The sequence below is a fragment of the Mediterraneibacter massiliensis genome, assembly GCF_001487105.1.
In the GTDB taxonomy this organism is placed as follows: Bacteria; Bacillota; Clostridia; order Lachnospirales; family Lachnospiraceae; genus Mediterraneibacter; species Mediterraneibacter massiliensis.
The window spans coordinates 1709594-1728703 of sequence record NZ_LN913001.1 but is presented as its reverse complement, the minus strand read 5'-3'; the positions used below and the strand labels follow the sequence as shown (position 1 = coordinate 1728703).

18 protein-coding genes are annotated in these 19110 nt (G+C 41.8%); 17 read left to right on the top strand and 1 reads right to left on the bottom strand.

From position 1 onward, the window contains the following. The first annotated feature begins 37 nt into the window (after positions 1–37). From BN3282_RS12460 to BN3282_RS12450, 3 genes are all read left to right on the top strand, one after another. On the top strand, positions 38–244 hold the full coding sequence (locus tag BN3282_RS12460) for an excisionase (RefSeq protein ID WP_032509762.1): 207 nt from the start codon (positions 38–40) through the stop codon (positions 242–244). A gap of 151 nt (positions 245–395) precedes the next feature. Beyond that, entirely contained in the window at positions 396–1595 is a 1200-nt protein-coding gene (locus tag BN3282_RS12455; RefSeq protein ID WP_032509761.1) for an integrase DNA-binding domain-containing protein, read from the top strand. Between the two features lie 163 nt (positions 1596–1758). Next, a complete protein-coding gene (locus tag BN3282_RS12450) occupies positions 1759–2217 on the top strand; it encodes a low molecular weight protein-tyrosine-phosphatase (protein ID WP_059069642.1) in 459 nt (152 codons plus the stop codon). On the opposite strand, the gene BN3282_RS12445 is transcribed toward BN3282_RS12450, so the two are convergent. Then, entirely contained in the window at positions 2206–2919 is a 714-nt protein-coding gene (locus BN3282_RS12445; RefSeq protein ID WP_059069640.1) for a J domain-containing protein, read from the bottom strand. The genes BN3282_RS12450 and BN3282_RS12445 overlap by 12 nt on opposite strands. Before the next feature lie 150 nt (positions 2920–3069). Between BN3282_RS12445 and fliB the strand changes: the two genes are divergently transcribed. The 14 genes from fliB (at position 3070) to BN3282_RS12375 (ending at position 19009) form a co-directional block, all read left to right on the top strand. Continuing rightward, positions 3070–4215 carry a flagellin lysine-N-methylase gene (gene fliB / locus BN3282_RS12440; RefSeq protein WP_059070476.1) on the top strand — a complete coding sequence of 382 codons (1146 nt, stop codon included), beginning with the start codon at positions 3070–3072 and terminating at the stop codon, positions 4213–4215. 35 nt (positions 4216–4250) lie between these two features. Further along, entirely contained in the window at positions 4251–5300 is a 1050-nt protein-coding gene (locus BN3282_RS12435; protein WP_059069638.1) for an alcohol dehydrogenase, read from the top strand. 70 nt (positions 5301–5370) lie between these two features. Further along, positions 5371–6150: a C39 family peptidase gene (locus BN3282_RS12430; protein ID WP_059069637.1), complete on the top strand. Its 780-nt coding sequence runs from the start codon at positions 5371–5373 to the stop codon at positions 6148–6150. A gap of 74 nt (positions 6151–6224) precedes the next feature. Beyond that, positions 6225–7463 carry a D-alanyl-D-alanine carboxypeptidase family protein gene (locus tag BN3282_RS12425; protein WP_059069634.1) on the top strand — a complete coding sequence of 413 codons (1239 nt, stop codon included), beginning with the start codon at positions 6225–6227 and terminating at the stop codon, positions 7461–7463. A gap of 140 nt (positions 7464–7603) precedes the next feature. Beyond that, positions 7604–8497 carry a metallophosphoesterase gene (locus BN3282_RS12420; RefSeq protein ID WP_242866635.1) on the top strand — a complete coding sequence of 298 codons (894 nt, stop codon included), beginning with the start codon at positions 7604–7606 and terminating at the stop codon, positions 8495–8497. Positions 8498–8566: 69 nt separating this feature from the next. Beyond that, positions 8567–9310: a segregation and condensation protein A gene (locus tag BN3282_RS12415; RefSeq protein WP_059070472.1), complete on the top strand. Its 744-nt coding sequence runs from the start codon at positions 8567–8569 to the stop codon at positions 9308–9310. Between the two features lie 4 nt (positions 9311–9314). Beyond that, positions 9315–9884, top strand: coding sequence for an SMC-Scp complex subunit ScpB (gene scpB / locus BN3282_RS12410; RefSeq protein ID WP_059070471.1), 570 nt, complete (start codon positions 9315–9317; stop codon positions 9882–9884). A gap of 59 nt (positions 9885–9943) precedes the next feature. Further along, a complete protein-coding gene (locus BN3282_RS12405) occupies positions 9944–11185 on the top strand; it encodes a D-alanyl-D-alanine carboxypeptidase family protein (RefSeq protein WP_059069632.1) in 1242 nt (413 codons plus the stop codon). 118 nt (positions 11186–11303) lie between these two features. Beyond that, positions 11304–13295, top strand: a complete 1992-nt coding sequence (locus BN3282_RS12400; protein ID WP_059069630.1) for a 2-isopropylmalate synthase — start codon at positions 11304–11306, stop codon at positions 13293–13295. A 493-nt stretch (positions 13296–13788) separates the two neighbouring features. After that, positions 13789–15228 (top strand): acyl-CoA carboxylase subunit beta, encoded by a 1440-nt coding sequence (locus BN3282_RS12395; RefSeq protein ID WP_059069627.1) that lies wholly within the window; start codon positions 13789–13791, stop codon positions 15226–15228. 14 nt (positions 15229–15242) lie between these two features. Continuing rightward, entirely contained in the window at positions 15243–16016 is a 774-nt protein-coding gene (locus BN3282_RS12390; protein WP_059069625.1) for an OadG family transporter subunit, read from the top strand. Positions 16017–16032: 16 nt separating this feature from the next. Further along, positions 16033–16404, top strand: a complete 372-nt coding sequence (locus BN3282_RS12385) for a biotin/lipoyl-containing protein (protein WP_059069623.1) — start codon at positions 16033–16035, stop codon at positions 16402–16404. Between the two features lie 20 nt (positions 16405–16424). Beyond that, entirely contained in the window at positions 16425–17576 is a 1152-nt protein-coding gene (locus BN3282_RS12380; protein WP_059069622.1) for a sodium ion-translocating decarboxylase subunit beta, read from the top strand. Between the two features lie 17 nt (positions 17577–17593). Next, entirely contained in the window at positions 17594–19009 is a 1416-nt protein-coding gene (locus BN3282_RS12375) for an oxaloacetate decarboxylase subunit alpha (RefSeq protein WP_059069620.1), read from the top strand. Positions 19010–19110 lie beyond the last annotated feature (101 nt).

The following is a 19110-nucleotide window of genomic DNA, read 5'->3' as shown; positions in this document are numbered from 1 at the left end:
ACAATAGTTTTATAGTTCAAGAAAGGGGAGAGAATAAATGAATAATGAAACACAGATACAGATACAAAATAAGTTTTGTTTAACGATTGATGAAGCAGTAATTTATTTTAATATTGGAGAAAAGAAATTAAGAAAACTTGTTTCAGATAATTTGGACTCCGGTTTTATTATTCAAAATGGAGTAAAGTTTCTTATCAAAAGGAAACGATTTGAAGATTTTCTGAATGACCTGACAGCAATTTAACAAATATAGGATAATCAGTAGCCATATCGGATAGGCTATATAGTCTTTCCGCTTTGAGTGCTGCTTGATAAAAGGATAGAAAAAGGGCTTTGCTTATGATATAATTTAATATATCGTGGCGAGGCTCTTTTTGTACGAAAGGAGCATAGACATGAGCGGAAAAAGACGAGATAGCAAAAATCGTATTCTTCGCAATGGAGAGAGCCAACGCCGGGACGGACGATATGCGTTCAAATATATTGATACAACAGGTAAACCGCAGTTTGTTTATAGTTGGAAATTAGAAAAGACAGATAAGACACCACAGGGAAAGCGCGACGACCTTTCATTAAGGGAAAAGGAAAAGCAGATAATGAAAGCGATTGATGATGAAATCGTCCCGCGTGGTGGGGAAATGACCGTTTTAGAACTGGTAAAGAAATATCTTTTACAAAAAACGGGAGTACGGCATAACACAGAAGCAAATTACAATTTTGTTCTCAATATTATTAAGAAAGAGGACTTTGGTAAAAAGCGGATAGATAAAGTGAAACTGTCCGACGCAAAATGTTGGCTGATAAAGTTACAGCAGGACGGGCGCGGGTATAGCTCTATTCATTCTATCAGAGGTGTTATAAGACCAGCTTTTCAAATGGCGGTAGATGATGATTTGATACGCAAAAATCCGTTTGAATTTCAGCTTGCTACGGTTGTTGTAAACGACAGCGTAACAAGAGAAGCAATTACAAGAAAGCAAGAACGAGCATTTCTTGAATTTGTGGCAAATGATAAGCACTTTTGCAGATATTATGAGGGGATTTTTATCTTATTCAAAACAGGGCTTCGTATTTCAGAGTTTGTGGGATTGACATTATCAGATTTGGATATGCAGAATAGAAAAATTAGTGTCAATCATCAGTTACAAAGAAAACGGAATATGGAGTATGTAATTGAAGATACAAAGACTTCTTGTGGCACAAGAGAAATCCCTATGACAGATGAAGTTTATAAGTGCTTTCAACGTATTATTTCCAGTAGAAAGAAACCGAGGGTTGAACCTATTGTAGGAGGTAAATGTGGCTTCTTATATTTGGATAAAAACGATATGCCTATGGTAGCCTTGCACTGGGAAAAATACTTTCAGCATATTTGCGAGAAGTATAATAGTATTTATAGAGTGCAAATGCCAAAGGTTACGCCACACGTTTGCCGTCACACTTTTTGTTCTAATATGGCTAAAAGCGGCATGAACCCTAAAACTTTACAGTACCTCATGGGACATTCTGATATTAGCGTCACGTTAAATACTTATACACATATAGGCTATGACGACGCGAAAGAGGAACTGAAACGGGTAGTAAATGGCGAGTAGTAAAATGAGTATTCAGCCCTTAATTTACTACTTTTTGTACTACTTTTGAGGTAAAAGATGTGCTAATTTATGCTACGGTATGCCACGAATGAGAGGAAACAGCAAGCGAAAGAAAATGCCGATACATCAAGGAAATACAGTAAATTCAAGGAGTTTTACATAGATGATTAGAGTATTATTTATTTGCCACGGCAATATCTGCCGCAGCACCATGGCAGAATATGTTATGAAAGATTTGGTACATAGATCCGACCTATCGGATTCGTTTTATATTGATTCCGCGGCCACCAGCCGAGAGGAAATTGGCAATCCCGTTCACCACGGCACTCGTCGTAAGTTAAAAGAGGTAGGGATTCCCTGCGGAGACCACAAGGCACGCCAGATGGAGAAGGCGGACTATAGGAAATTTGACTATCTGATCGGGATGGAGGAGTGGAATCTGCGGAATATGCTGCGGATTTTAGGGGAGGATCCGAAGAAAAAGGTATATCGTCTTCTGGACTTTTCAGATTATCCAAGAGATATTGCAGATCCTTGGTATACAGGTGATTTTGACACAACGTACGAGGATGTAAAAGAGGGCTGTGAAGCCCTCCTCAAAGAATGTCTCCTACGCCTCTAAAGCGTAGGAGAGCAATTTTTTCAAATTGTGGTGAAATTGCCGGTTGCAAGATTTCAGCCGTAGTTTTTCCGCATTAGTTTTATTCTGTTCTACGAAAGCGTCATATCTGGCAAACAGAGTAAGATAATCTATGTTTTGTTTTTGTCCCCAGTGAACCAGAACCCAGTTCATAGCGTCAAGATTCCAGTAATCCATCGGGATTTCAGCATTTTTTAAAATAGCGATATATTGGATCGCCTGCAGAGATAATTGATTCAGCTGGCGAGTACGGAATGTATTTTCTTTTGCATCCTTCCCTATTTTTTTGAACAGCTTTTGGGGAAGGCGTTTTTTCGATGTCTTATGTTCCATCAGATGAATACTTTGTTCAAGCGTTTCATTCAATTTGCAGGCAGCGTTCCAGTAGGTAACAAAAGAAGGGGAAGAAGTTTTTTCTTCTTTTAGATCTGTCATTGTATAAGTACGGAAGACGCGCTGCTGTTTTCCGAATAATTTTTGATTGTATTTTTTTCTTTTTTCCGGATGAGAAAGTATCCGGTAAGCCTCCAGTATTTCCTGCATATATGCAGTTGTATCAATATCGTTTTGCATATTTGCATCTGGATGATAGACTTTTGCCAGCGCATTTTTTGCGCTGGTGATTTCTTCCAATGTTGCATCGCGGGATACGCCAAGGATTTCATAGTATGTACGAGTCCCCATGCCAACCTCCTTATTATTGTTCATTATTTATTCTACCCATGATAAATATACGCCATAAAAAAGGAAAAATCAAGAAAAATGACAGCGAAACCATTTTGCTGTATTGCAGATGAGCAGAGGCATGTTACAATAAAAACAGGAGGAAAGAATATGCAGTATACAGTTTTGCACTATTATAAAGAATTTACGTGCACGGCAGGGAAATGCCCGGATACTTGCTGTGCAGGCTGGAAGATCATGATCGATAAAAACTCTTTGAGAAAATACAAAAAAACAAAAACAGATTTTGGGAACCGTCTGAAAAATGAGATTGACTGGAAGGAAGGTTCCTTTCGGACCTACAGGGGAAGATGTGCATTTTTAAATGAGGAAAATCTATGCGATATTTACCGGGAAGCAGGGAAAGAAATGTTGTGCAGGACATGCAGGCAGTATCCCAGGCATATAGAAGAATATGAAGGACTTAGGGAAATTTCGCTTTGCCTATCTTGTCCTGAAGTAGCTAAAATTGTACTGGGGATGAAAGAGCCGGTAAGGTTTCTGACAGCAGAAACAGACAAAGAGGAAAGAGACTATTCTGAATTTGACTTTTTCTTATTTACCAAGCTGATGGATGCCAGAGATTTGATGATCGCTGTTTTACAAGACAGGAAGCATCCCATTGACGCAAGAATGGCAATGGTCTTATCGATGTCCCATGATCTGCAGGAACGGATCGACAAAAATGCACTGTCAGAAACAGGGAAGCTTTTTGCAAGATATGAGCAGCCGGAGGGGCTTGTGTGGTTTCAAAAAAGAGTAGAAGAGATTCGAAAAAAAGAGGGGTACCTCAAAGAGAAAGAAAGTATTATAAGAGAATGCTTCCGGCTGCTGGATAAGCTGGAAGTATTAAAGAAAGAATGGCCCGCTTATTTATCTGCGCTGCGGCAGAGACACGATCAAAAGAAACGAACGTCTGAGAAACAGGCTGAAAAAAGTGGGGGAAGGCAAATGGAGATCTGGACAGAACAGATCATGGTTTATTTTTTGTTTACCTATTTCTGCGGAGCCGTATATGACAGCGACGCCTACAGCAAATGTAAATTTTCGTTCGTATGTACGATCCTGCTGCGGGAAATGCTATGGGCGATGGATATAGAAAATATGGAAGAAGAAAAAAGCCTGGAAGAGGCGGCGGATTTGGTACATCAGTTTGCGCGGGAAGTGGAACATTCGGATAAAAATAAAAAGATCCTGGAGCAGCTTTTAAGAAAGGAGAATTTATTTTCCTTGGAAAGGCTTCTGGAAACGTTATAAACTTTGTGGTTGAACAGGAGGATAGAAAAAAGAATATGAAAGCAGTCGTATATCATGGAAATGGGAGGATTGGGCTGGAAGAACGTCCGATACCTGAACTTCGGGAAGACACAGATGCGTTGGTGGAAGTAACATTAACGACCATATGTTCCAGCGATATTCATATCAAACACGGGATGGTTCCCAAGGCAAAGGAAGGTGTCATACTGGGGCATGAATTTGTGGGAAAAGTCGTACAGACCGGAAGCGCGGTAAGGAAAATACAGCCTGGCGATCGAGTGGCAGTCAATGTGGAAACATTCTGCGGAGAATGTTATTTTTGCAAAAAAGGGTATGTGAACAACTGCCAGGATAAAAATGGCGGATGGGCGTTAGGATGTAGGATAGATGGCGGACAGGCAGAGTATGTACGTATTCCCTATGCGGATAATGGACTGACGAAGATACCGGCATCTGTCAGCGATGAAGCAGCTCTTTTTACAGGAGATTTACTTTCTACCGGTTACTGGGCGGCAAAAATGGCAGAGATACATCCGGAAGATACGGTGGCTGTGATCGGTGCTGGTCCGGCGGGGATCTGCACAATGCTTTGTGCGGCTCTGTACCATCCGGCAAAACTTATCGCCATAGACATAGATAAGCAGCGGCTGGAAGTGGTGAAACAAAAAGGGATAGCAGATGTAGTACTAGATTCCGGATCAGATCGTATAGAGGAAAGAATACGGGAACTGACAGAAGGCAGAGGTGCAGATTTTGTAATAGAAGCAGCCGGAACTTGTGAGACATTTGAGCTAGCGTGGAAGATCGCGCGTCCCAATGCAGTGGTCGGTATCGTAGCAATGTATGAAAGCCCGCAGATCCTCCCGCTTCCGGATATGTACGGAAAAAATCTGACATTTAAGACCGGAGGAGTAGATGCGGCAGACTGTAAAAAAATATTGGAGGAAATTGAAAAGGGAAATTTGAATACAGAATGTATGATCACACATCGGACTGCATTGGAGCATAGTATAGAAGCATATGATATATTTGAAAATAAGAAAGAGGGTGTCATCAAATACGCAATCAGGATGCGTGGAAAGTAAGTGTTGTATATGGTGTGGCGACACAACGGTCAGGGAAAAGCAAATGAAAAAGGAAGGGATATAAATATATATGAAGAGGGGTCGAAATATAGTGGCGTTTTTACTGTTCTTGGTATCCATGGTAAGTACTGCCGGATGTGAAAGTGTGATCACAGAAAACGCCTGTCTTTCCGAGGAACACGTGGAAGCATCGGATGTGCCGGCTTCAGAGAAAAAATATGAAAGCAGTAAACAGAACAAAAGTATAGAAGAAATGATGAGGGAGATAGAAAAAAAGCGCTTGCCCTCTTCAGTGGCCTTGGATGTGGAACCAATCTATCAGGAACCGGAACTTCCTACTGGCTGTGAAGCGGTATCCTTGACTATGCTGCTTGCGTACGAAGGGTTTGATCTGGAAAAGATGACCATTGCCGAGGAATATCTGGTCTATAGTAAAAACTGGGATTTGGATGAAGGATACGTAGGAAATCCGACTACATATGAAGGAGCAGGTTGTTTTCCGCCCACGATCGTGCAGACAGCAAAAAAATATCTCACAGCCCAAAAATCTTCTCTAGAGGCTGTGGATCTTACAGGAAAAAGTATGGAAGAATTACTCCATTATGTAGCGGATGGACATCCGGTGGCTGTGTGGACTTCTATGTACATGGAACCTCCTATTTTGACAGAACAGGAAGAAAGTACGTTTCCGTGGTATGATACGGAACATTGTGTCGTGCTTTCCGGGTATGATTTAGAAGAGGATATTTTGATCGTTCAGGATCCACTTATGGGAACGATCGACCGGAAACAGGAAGAATTTACAGAGATTTACGACTTCATTGGACAGTACGCTGTCGTACTTTTATGACAAGGATTTTTGTTCTATTTTCAAGCTTCCTTTACTATATTGATAATAGACGATATAGTAGAGGGAGTTATTTTATGAAAGCAGTTTTGGGAGTACTTTTAAGTGCCTTATTATGTGTGCAGAGTGTATATGCCATGCCGGCAGAAACAGAGATTTTGTATGAGGAGGAACAGGAGGAAACCATAGAAGAGACTGAGAAAGGAGAAGTACAAGAAAATACGGAACAGACAGATGATCTGGAAGTCAGTGCGCCGTCGGTGATCTTAATGGAGGCATCTACGGGCAGTGTGATATACGAAAAGGACGCAGATACAAAAAGACCCCCGGCAAGCGTAACTAAGATCATGACGCTTCTTCTGATATTTGATGCAATAGAAGAAGGCAAGATTTCATTGGAGGATAAAGTGACAACCTCGGAATATGCCGCATCCATGGGAGGTTCACAGGTTTTTCTGGAGGTCGGAGAAATGCAGACGGTGGATACGCTGCTCAAGTGCATCTCTGTTGCAAGCGCCAACGATGCCTGTGTGGCAATGGCAGAATATATAGCCGGCAATGAGGAAGAATTTGTTCGTAAGATGAATGAACGGGCAAGAAAACTGGGAATGGAAAATACAAATTTTGTCAATTGTAATGGATTGGATGCAGAAGGACATGAAACAAGTGCAAGAGATATTGCGTTGATGTCCAGAGAGCTGATCACAAAATATCCTCAGATACACGAATACTGTATGGTGTGGATGGAAAACATCACGCATACGACGGGAAAAGGAAGTTCCGAATTTGGGCTAACGAATACAAACAAACTTGTAAGACAGTATGAGTATACGACCGGATTGAAAACCGGCTCTACCGAGGACGCGAAATTTTGTGTTTCTGCTACAGCAGAAAAAAACGGTGTGGAACTGATCGCAGTCGTTATGGCGGCGGAAAATTCAAAAATAAGATTTAAGGATGCTACGACACTGTTAAATTATGGTTTTGGAAAATGCCAGGTCTATCGAGATGAAGAACCAGAGAAGATGAAGCCAATTGCTGTTGAAGGCGGCGTCCACGAGAAGGCTGCCTGCGGATATGCACAGACATTTACATATATGGACACGACCGGGGCAAACTTAAATGAAATTACAAAAAGTGTGGAAATAAAAGAACCGGTAAAAGCGCCTGTGAAAAAAGGAGAACAGATTGGAAAAATTATCTATAAACTGAACGGAAAAGAAATAGGCAGTACAATGATCATAGCAGAAGAAAACGTGAAAAAGGCAGGTATATGGGATCATCTGAAGAGGGTCTTCAAACAAGTATGTATTTGACAGCGCAAAAAGTGTATGCCGTCTGCCTGTGAGAGAAAAAAAGAAAGTCTGTACCAAATATAGACTATGTTTTATAATAGAAAAAGACATGATATGGCATAATGACAAGAAAGTACCAGAAGCATAAGGGGGATGGCAGATTGAAAACATTAGGGGTATTAGGGGGGATGGCAGCGGCAGCGTTGCTTTTATGTATTGGAGAAATGTATAGAGAACAAAAAATATTTCAAGTTACAAAATATGTATTTCAGACGAAAAAAGTATCCCCTTCGTCCGAAAAAATAAAGATCCTCTTTTTAAGTGATCAGCACAATAAAATATATGGAAATACGAATGAAGTGCTATATGAGGCTGTGGGGGAGGAAAAGCCTGATCTTATCTTGATCGGCGGAGACATGCTGATAGGGAAGCGGGGCGTTTCGGCAAAGCCGGCGCTTGATTTTGTAAGCCGGCTGCCCCGGATCTGTCCCGTGTATTATGTAAATGGGAACCACGAGCAGCGAATGAAAGAAGGAGAAGACTATTTTTGCAGTGCATATGAAAACTACAAGAAGATGCTGCAAAAAGCCGGTGTATATTTTTTGGAAAATGAAAGTGTAAATATAGATATACGAGGGACGGCTCTTTGTATCAGCGGCTTGGAACTGCCGCTGCATACATATAAAAAATTTCAGACATTTTCAATCTGCGCGGAAGATATCAAGAAATGTATTGGAGATGCTAGAGAAGAAAGACTGCATATATTGCTGGCCCATAATCCGGCTTTTGCAGAAGCTTATAAAAAATGGGGAGCAGATCTTGTGTTGGCAGGACATCTGCATGGCGGACTTGTCAGATTTCCGGGATGGAGAGGAGTGATCACTCCGCAATTTAAACTATTCCCAAAATATTCCGGAGAAATGCAAAAAGAGAACGGACAGGCGGTGATCGTAAGCCGCGGCCTGGGGATGCACACGATCAAGATCCGCCTGTTTAATAAAGCGGAGATTGTCTCTGTATCTCTCGTTCATCCGGCTGAAAAGATTTCCTTGTGAAAACAGAAAAATTCCCGTATAATGGGTAAAGTTGATATACATATGTGTATAAAACAAGATGGAGGAGATATGGGGATACCGGTAAAACTGGAGGTGTTTGAAGGTCCGCTGGATCTTTTGCTGCACCTGATCGATAAAAATAAAATAGATATTTATGATATTCCGATCGTAGAGATCACCAATCAGTATATGGAGTACATACGAAATATGCCGAGAGAGGATTTAAATATCATGAGTGAGTTCCTTGTGATGGCGGCCACTCTTTTGGATATTAAATGTAAAATGCTTCTTCCAAAAGAGATCAATGACGACGGCGAGGAGGAAGATCCACGAAAGGAGCTTGTAGAACAGCTTCTTCAGTATAAAATGTATACATATATGGCAGAGGAGTTAAAAGACAGGCAGGTAGAGGCGCAGTGTGTATTTTATAAAAAGTCAACTGTACCGCTTCAGGTACAGGAATATGAGGAACCTGTGGATCTGGACATGCTGCTGCAAGATCTGACTTTGCAGAAACTTCACCGTGTGTTTCAGGATGTTTTAAGACGACAGGACGAAAAGATCGATCCGGTCAGAAGTAAGTTTGGAAAAATAGAAAAAGAAGAAGTGACGTTAAATGATAAACTTGCCTATATCAAAGACTATATAGAAAAACATAGAAAATTTTCTTTTCGGCAGCTCTTGGAGAAACAAAGAAGCAGGATGCAGACAGTCGTTACTTTTCTCGCGGTGCTGGAGCTGATGAAAATGGGGACGATCCATGTGGAACAATCGGATATCTGCGGTGAGATTATGATTGAAAGGAATGTATAAACAGATGGAGATTGAAAAATTGCAGGGAATCATTGAAGCTATTCTCTTTACGATGGGTGATTCGGTAGAATTGAATAAGATCGCCGCGGCGATCGAACATGATGAAAATACGACAAGAAAGATCATCCACAACATGATGGACAGCTACGAAGAAGAAAATCGAGGCATACGTATTATCGAATTAGACGATTCGTTTCAGATGTGCACGAAAAAGGAAGACTATGAATATCTGATCCGGATCGCCAAACAGCCTAAGAGATATGTTTTGACGGATGTTTTGTTGGAGACATTGTCTATCGTCGCATATAAACAGCCGGTGACAAAGTTAGAGATTGAGAAAATCCGAGGGGTGAAATCAGATCATGCGGTAAATAAACTGGTAGAATATGGACTTGTGGAAGAAGCAGGCAGGATGGAGGCTCCGGGGAGACCGCTTTTATTTAAAACGACAGAAGAATTTTTACGGCGGTTTGGCGTGCAGTCTTTAGAAGATCTGCCTTCTCTGAACGAAGAACAGATCGAACACTTTAAGGAGGAAGCGGAAGATGAGGCGCAGTTGAAACTGGATATATAAGTGTTCTATTTTATCCGGAGGCAACATAGATAGTAGTAAGAGTATACTGTGGAGGCAGTATGGGAAAACGGATAGTATGCGTGATTCTTTTTTTGACACTTATTTTTATTTCACTGCCGGGAATGTCTTTAAAAGCCTTGGAGGAAGAAAAGACAAAAGAAACAGAACAGAAAATAGAGGAACCCCAAAATTTATACGCCCAGTCAGCAGTTTTGATGGATGCAGACAGCGGGCGTATTTTATTTGCGAAAAACGGACAAGAAGAACGTCCTATGGCAAGTACGACGAAGATCATGACGTGTATACTGGCATTGGAACTGGGAGAACCGGAAGAAAAAGTGACAGTGAGCAAAGAGGCGGCAGTACAGCCGCAGGTAAAATTAGGTATGCGTGAAGGCCAGACGTTTTATTTAAAAGACCTTTTGTATTCTTTGATGTTGGAATCGCATAATGATACGGCTGTTGCGGTAGCAGAACATATTGCGGGAAGCACAGAAAAATTTGCAGAAAAAATGAATGAAAAGGCAGAAGAATTAGGCTGTAGCCATACGTATTTTATCACGCCAAATGGTCTGGATGGAGAAGATGAAACCGGAAACCATCATACGACAGCAGAAGAACTGGCAGTGATCATGAAATATTGTATTACGAGTTCACCAAAAGCAAAAGAGTTTCTTACGGTCACACAGATGAAAGAATATAGCTTTTCAGACTGTGAAGGCACTGCAGAGTATCATTGTGTTAATCACAACGCATTTCTTGCCATGATGGAGGGAGCAATTTCGGGAAAAACGGGTTTTACGGCAGATGCAGGATATTGCTATGTAGGGGCGCTGACTGATGGAGGCAGGACCTTTATCGTGGTTCTTCTTGCCTGCGGATGGCCGAACCATAAAGGATATAAATGGGCAGATACAAGAAAGCTTATGCAGTATGGACTGGATAATTATCAATATAGAGACGTATGGAAAGATCTTCCGGTCCATACGATTTTCGTACAAAATGGCGTATCAAAAACTTTCCTGCCGGGAGAAAAAGCGAAAACAGCGGTATCGGTAACTGGGAAAGAATGTAAACTCCTTTTACGTAAAGATGAGCAGATCACGGTAGAATTTAAAATACCGGAGGAAATAACAGCTCCTGTAAAAAAGGGCAGTGTGATCGGAAAAGCGGTATATTCGGTTGGAGAAGAAAAGCTTGCGGAATATGAAATTTTAGCAGAAGAAAACGTTGAAAAGCGTTCCTTTTTCTGGAGTAGTACATATGTTTTTCGAAAATATTTTTTAAATGAGAATGCGTAGGTTAAAATAAATCAATATAAATGATTAATATTGCCACTGGTATATAGGGGATTACTGTGGTAGTATAAGGGAAAATAAAAAAAGACAATGAAATTGATAAAATATAAGGAGAAGAAAAATGAAAAACTGTGCGAAATACGAGAAAACTTATTTTATGCCTCCAGAAGAATGTTATGATTGGGTGAAAAAAGATTACATAGAGAAGCCTCCTGCCTGGTGTAGTGTGGATCTGCGGGATGGAAATCAGGCTCTGATCGAACCGATGAGTCTGGAAGAAAAGCTGGAGTTTTTCCAACTTTTAGTCGATGTAGGCTTTAAGTCGATTGAAGTTGGTTTTCCTGCCGCTTCAGAAACAGAATATCAATTCCTGCGGGCGCTGATCGAACAGAATATGATCCCCGAGGACGTGACAATACAGGTACTTACACAGGCCAGAGAGCATATTATCAGGAAGACATTTGAAGCAGTAAAAGGGGCACCTCATGCTGTTATACATGTATACAATTCTACGTCTGTGGCACAAAGAGAACAGGTGTTTAAAAAAGACAAGGAACAGATAAAGAAGATTGCCGTGGACGGTGCGAAACTTTTAAAGAAACTGGCACAGGAAACAGATGGAAATTTTACATTTGAATATAGTCCGGAGAGTTTTCAGGGGACAGAGGTGGAGTATGCGCTGGAGGTATGTAATGCGGTCTTAAAAGTGTGGAAACCGACGAAGAAGAATAAAGCGATCATCAATCTTCCTACGACAGTTGAGAATGCAATGCCGCATGTATTTGCGAGCCAGGTAGAATTTTTCCATAAGCATCTGCTTTATCGGGAAAATGTTATACTTTCTCTGCACCCACATAATGACAGAGGATCTGGGATCAGTGATGCGGAGTTGGGAATACTGGCAGGGGCAGACAGGATCGAAGGCACACTTTTCGGAAATGGAGAGAGAACCGGAAATGTAGATATTATCACGCTGGCTATGAATATGTTTTCACAGGGGGTGGATCCGGGACTGGACTTTTCGGATATGAGTGATATATGCGAAGTGTATGAGAGAGTTACACGGATGAAGGTCTCACCGCGTCAGCCTTATGCGGGAGAATTAGTATTTACAGCATTTTCCGGTTCCCACCAAGATGCGATCGCAAAGGGAATGGCATGGAGAGAAGAAAAGAACTGCAGTACATGGACGGTTCCTTATCTGCCCATTGATCCGCAGGATGTAGGCAGAAGATATGATTCTGATGTGATCAGGATCAACAGTCAGTCAGGAAAAGGTGGAATCAACTATATTTTAAAACAGAGTTTTGGTATCAGCCTTCCGGAAAAAATGAAGGAGGAAGTCGGATATCTTGTGAAAGATGTATCGGACAAAGCACACAAAGAGCTGACTCCAGATTGGGTATACCATATTTTTGAAGACCATTATATTAATGCAAAGACCACGTTTACAGTCGATGCATGTCATTTTAAACAGGAAGATGGGATCGTAGCAGAGGCGACGATCCATCACAAAGGAAATGATCGTGTGATCATGGGCGTAGGAAATGGGCGTCTGGATGCAGTCAGCAATGCGATCAAGCAGTATTTTGATATTAGTTATGAACTTGCGTTTTATGAAGAACATTCGCTGACAAAAGGGTCTTCCTCCAGAGCGGTTGCTTATGTGGGTGTGATCTGTAATAAAAAGAAATACTGGGGTGTTGGAATTGACGCAGATATTATCAAAGCGTCGGTGGAGGCTTTGGTAGTGGCTGTAAATAAGATAGAAGAAATTGCGAATCTGGATTCCTGCAAGGATGAAAGACTTTTAGAAATCACGAATTATATTTATGCCAATTACAAGGAAGTGACGCTGGATGATCTGTCGGAAAAATTCTTCCTTTCCAAACCGTATCTTTCTAAATATATCAAAGAAAAATCCGGTATGACGTTTGGCGACATTCTGAAAAAAGTAAGAATGAAAAAAGCAAGAGCCATGCTCAGAAGCAGCAATGCTACCGTTGAGAGTATAGCCGAAACTGTAGGGTATCAAAACGTAGAACACTTTAATCGTATATTTAAGAAAATGTATAATATCACACCAGTACAGTTTAGAAACAGAAAGGCTTGATTTAAGAAATGAGAAAATAGAGAAAACAGTTATAGTTGGACGTCCCATTACACAGACACGCCGCTATAGCTGTTTTTCTTCGTGTTTTATAAAAAATAGTTATTTTTTGTAGAAGAGATAATTGCAATTTTTGTTTTGTGATTTTTCATTATGTAGACAAGAAAAGAGGGGGAAGAAGAGGGGAGACAGTCTGTTTTACATTTAATATTTATGAAAGAAAATAGAAAAAATGCATGTAAAAAAGCCTTATCCGTTGTGCGGAAAAACTTTGTCATATGTCTTTGAAAATTTTAAAGAAGACACGACAAATACAGTGATCTTGCAAGTTTTAGAGAGTGGGATTTCATTCTGAAAATAGCGGGATTTCATTATGTGAAAAAAATGTCATTTTGGGTATTTATGAATTGAATTTTTAACGTAGATGTTATATACTTATAATTGGCAGAAATTTTGGTTTATTTAAAACAAATTTATTTATATGGAGGGCTAGAATATGAGCTACAATGCAACAGGAAACTCAGCAAGCAGAAGAATTGCCACTATGCTTGATGAGGGAAGCTTCGTTGAAATCGGCGGTGCTGTTACAGCCAGAAGCACGGATTTCAATCTGCAGGAACAAGAGACTCCTTCTGATGGCGTTATTACAGGATATGGGGTCATCGACGGAAATCTTGTGTATGTATACAGCCAGGACGCAACTGTATTAAAGGGAGCTATTGGCGAAATGCATGCCAAGAAGATTGCCAATATTTATGATATGGCAATGAAAATGGGAGCGCCGGTCATCGGATTGATCGACTGTGCGGGCTTAAGACTGCAGGAGGCGACAGATGCTCTTGAGGCGTTTGGAAGTGTTTATTACAAACAATCTATGGCATCCGGCGTGGTTCCACAGATCACGGCGATCTTCGGCATGTGCGGCGGTGGCCTTGCCGTTGTACCGGGACTTACGGATTTTACTTTTATGGAAAGTAAAGAAGGAAGATTGTTCGTGAATTCTCCGAATGCTCTGGAAGGAAATGAAATTTCTAAATGTGATACATCCAGTGCGCAGTACCAGAGTGCAACAGCAGGTCTGGTAGATGGGATCGGAACAGAAGAAGAAATCTTGGGACAGATACGGTCTCTTATCTGTATGATCCCGGCTAATTATGAAGATGATCTTTCTTACGTAGAGTGCACAGATGATCTGAACCGTGTCTGCGCAGAGATTGCAAACGCGGCAGAAGATACTTCGATCGCGCTTGCTATGCTGGCAGATGATCAGAACTTTTTTGAAACAAAGAAAGAGTACGCTCAAGATATGGTGACAGGTTTTCTGCGTCTGAACGGAATGACAGTAGGCGCCGTTGCAAATCGTTCTAAGGCATATGATGAAGAAGGAAAGGTTTCCGCGGAATTTGGCTGTGGACTTACTGTAGACGGCTGTAAAAAGGCAATTGATTTTGTGAATTTCTGTGATGCGTTTTCTATCCCAGTGTTGACACTTACAAATGTGTCCGGTTTTGCGGCAACAGTGGAATCAGAGAAAAATATGGCCAGAGCCGTTGCAAGAATGACTTATACATTTGCAAACGCAACAGTTCCAAAAGTGAATGTGATCGTAGGAAAGGCATATGGAAGCGCTTATGTGGCTATGAACAGTAAATCTATAGGAGCAGATATGGTGTATGCTTGGCCGTCAGCAGAAATTGGAATGATGGACTCTGCGCTTGCGGCAAAGATCATGTATGCAGATGCGGATGCGGATATGTTAAAGGCGAAAGCGGCAGAATATAAAGAACTGCAGTCGAGCCCAATGTCTGCGGCAAGAAGAGGATATGTAGATGCGATCATCGAGCCTGCAGATACAAGAAAATATGTGATCGGTGCGTTTGAAATGCTGTTCACAAAGAGAGAGGATCGTCCGGACAAAAAGCACGGTACGGTTTAGTGAGGTGAGGCGAAGTGAAGAAAAAAATTAGTTTATTAGGACTTGTCCTCATTCTCGTCCTTAGCTTTACAGGATGTGGCAGCAAGTCCGATGTACAAGAATATGATAAAAGCACCCTGGAAGAACAGGCTAATATGATTCTCTATAATTTCAGCATGATGACAGAGGAGGATTTTGAAACCTTTGAATCTATGTCTGACTTAGAATTGAATCTGACTCTGCTTCAATCAGGGATTAAAATGGAACCGGCTGATTTTCTGACGATGATCGAAGCGTGGAAGGCCGGGCAGGAAGAATGCGGCACCTATCAGAAAAATGACGCGTTTGAAATGGAAACGACAAATGAAGGTGTGAAATTGACAGCTCCGGCAGACTTTGAGGACAGAGACGGGACGATCGAATTTGTCTTTGATGAAGATATGAATATGGAAAGCCTGACTGTCAGTGCAGAGTATTCACTGGGAGAAATTCTTGAAAAAGCAGGATTGAATACAATATTAGGTATGGGAACTGTATTCGTAGTACTGATTTTTATTTCATTTATTATTTCCCTGTTTAAGTTTATTCCTGCAATTGAAAAGAAATTCAAAAAACAGGCTAAGACAGAGGCAGCAGAAACGCCGGCTGTACCGAAAGCAGAGCCAAAGGCAGCTGTATCAGAGCCTGATCAGGGAGACGAAGAACTGGCTGCAGTTATCGCAGCGGCAGTAGCTGCTTCGGAAGGAACTTCTACAGACGGCTTTATTGTCCGTTCAATTAAGAGAAGAAAATCAAATAAATGGAATTAATCAGGAGGAAACGAAAATGAAAAACTATACAATTACAGTAAATGGAAATGTGTATGATGTAACAGTAGAAGAAAAAGGCGCGGGCGTGGCACCGGCTGCACCAGTACCGGCAGCTGCACCGAAAGCAGCTCCAAAGGCTGCACCAGCACCGGCACCGAAAGCAGCAGGGGCAGGAAGCATTCAGGTGAAAGCCGGAGCAGCGGGAAAGGTATTTAAAATCGAAGCAAATGTAGGACAGAGTGTACAGTCGGGAGATACAGTCATCATTATCGAAGCTATGAAGATGGAAATCCCAGTAGTAGCCCCGGAAGCGGGTACAGTTGCTAGTATCGATGTGGCAGTAGGCGACGCCATTGAAGCAGGAGCAGTACTGGCTACATTAAACTAGTTTACCAGGAGGTTTGACAAATGGAATATATTTCAAATACGCTGGGGAATCTTGTACAGCAGACTGCCTTCATGAATCTTACGGTCGGAAACCTGATCATGATCGGCGTTGCGTGTATCTTTCTCTATTTAGCGATCAGACATGGTTTTGAGCCGCTTTTGCTTGTCCCGATTGCGTTTGGTATGCTGCTTGTTAATATCTATCCGGATATTATGCTGCATGCTGATGAAGCGGCAAATGGAACAGGCGGGCTTCTCTATTATTTTTATGTACTTGATGAATGGTCTATTCTTCCATCTCTGATTTTCCTAGGAGTTGGAGCAATGACAGACTTTGGTCCGTTGATTGCGAATCCGAAGAGCTTTTTGCTCGGTGCGGCGGCACAGTTCGGAATTTTTGCGGCATATCTTGGAGCTATGGCGATGGGATTCTCAGATAAAGCTGCTGCTGCGATCTCGATCATCGGCGGAGCAGACGGTCCGACATCTATCTTCCTGGCAGGAAAACTGCAGCAGACAGCGATCTTGGGACCGATTGCGGTGGCGGCATATTCTTATATGTCATTAGTGCCGATCATTCAGCCGCCGATCATGAAACTTCTGACGACGAAAAAAGAACGTCAGATCAAGATGGAACAGTTAAGACCTGTGTCCAAACTGGAAAGGATCCTGTTCCCGATTATTGTTACGATCGTTGTATGTGTGATCCTGCCTACTACAGCTCCTCTTGTAGGTATGTTGATGCTTGGAAACCTGTTCAGAGAGAGTGGTGTTGTAAGACAGCTTACAGAGACGGCTTCCAATGCTTTGATGTATATCGTCGTCATCCTGCTTGGTACATCTGTAGGCGCTACGACCAGTGCAGAGGCATTTCTGAACTGGGATACGATCAAGATCGTTATCCTTGGTCTGGTTGCGTTCGCGTTTGGTACAGCAGCAGGTGTATTGTTTGGTAAACTGATGTGTTGGGCTACGAAGGGAAAGGTAAATCCGTTGATCGGTTCTGCAGGTGTATCTGCGGTGCCTATGGCAGCCAGAGTTTCCCAGAAAGTCGGAGCAGAGGCAGATCCTACAAACTTCCTGCTGATGCATGCAATGGGGCCAAACGTTGCCGGAGTTATCGGTACTGCTGTTGCAGCCGGAACATTTATGGCGATCTTTGGTGTTAAATAAAAGTGGAGGAAAAATAAATGGCAGAGATTGAAAAGAAACCAGTTAAAATAACAGAGACCATTCTGCGTGACGCGCATCAGTCCTTGATCGCGACCAGAATGACAACAGAACAGATGTTACCGATTGTTGAAAAGATGGATAAGGTAGGCTATCACGCCGTAGAATGTTGGGGCGGGGCAACATTTGACGCTTCCCTTCGTTTCCTGCATGAAGATCCATGGGAAAGACTCCGCAAATTCCGCGATGGTTTCAAAAATACAAAATTGCAGATGCTTTTCCGTGGACAGAATATCCTTGGATACCGTCCATATGCAGATGATGTAGTAGAGTATTTTGTGCAGAAATCTGTAGCAAACGGAATCGATATTATCCGTATTTTTGACTGTTTAAATGATATCCGTAATCTTCAGACAGCTGTAACTGCCGCAAACAAAGAAAAAGCACATGCGCAGGTAGCGATGTCCTACACGCTGGGAGATGCTTATACATTAGAGTACTGGAAAGATCTTGCAAAGAAGATCGAGGATATGGGTGCGAATTCTATTTGCGTAAAAGACATGGCAGGGCTTCTTTGCCCATATCAGGCTACAGAGCTTGTAACAGCATTGAAAGAAGTCGTAGATATCCCGATCGAGATGCACACACATTATACATCCGGTGTTGCATCCATGACATATCTGAAGGCAGTAGAAGCGGGAGCCGACATTATTGATACAGCTATGTCACCGTTCGCACTGGGCACTTCACAGCCAGCTACAGAGGTTATGGTAGAAACATTTAAAGGCACACCATATGATACAGGACTGGATCAGAATCTTCTGGCAGAGATCGCAGATTATTTCAGACCGATCCGTGATGAAGCTCTGGATAGTGGCCTGTTAAATCCAAAGAATATGGGTGTAAACATTAAGACACTTTTATATCAGGTTCCAGGAGGTATGCTTTCTAACTTGACTTCTCAGTTAAAGGAACAGGGAGCAGAAGATAAATTCTACGATGTTCTGGAAGAAGTACCGCGTGTGCGCAAAGATTTGGGAGAGCCGCCTTTGGTTACGCCATCTTCACAGATTGTTGGCACACAGGCTGTATTTAATGTTCTGATGGGCGAACGCTATAAGATGGCTACAAAAGAAACAAAGGACATCCTGTCCGGAAAATACGGCGCGACTGTAAAACCGTTTAATGAAGAGATACAGAAGAAAGTAATCGGTGAGGATGCAGAAGTGATCACATGCCGTCCGGCAGACCTGATCCCTAATGAACTGGATACACTTCGTAAAGAATGCGAACAGTGGATACAGCAGGATGAAGATGTGCTCACATATGCACTTTTCCCACAAGTTGCGGTAGATTTCTTTAAATACAGAGAAGCACAGCAGACGAAAGTGGACGCAAAAGTTGCTGATACAGAGAATGGTTCTTATCCTGTATAAAGGCAGGAAAACTGTATAAAAATGAGAAAAAAGTAAATGGTATTCTTGAGAAAGAGTACCGTTTACTTTTTTTATGGCTGAAATCCATTTGTACTGGAAAT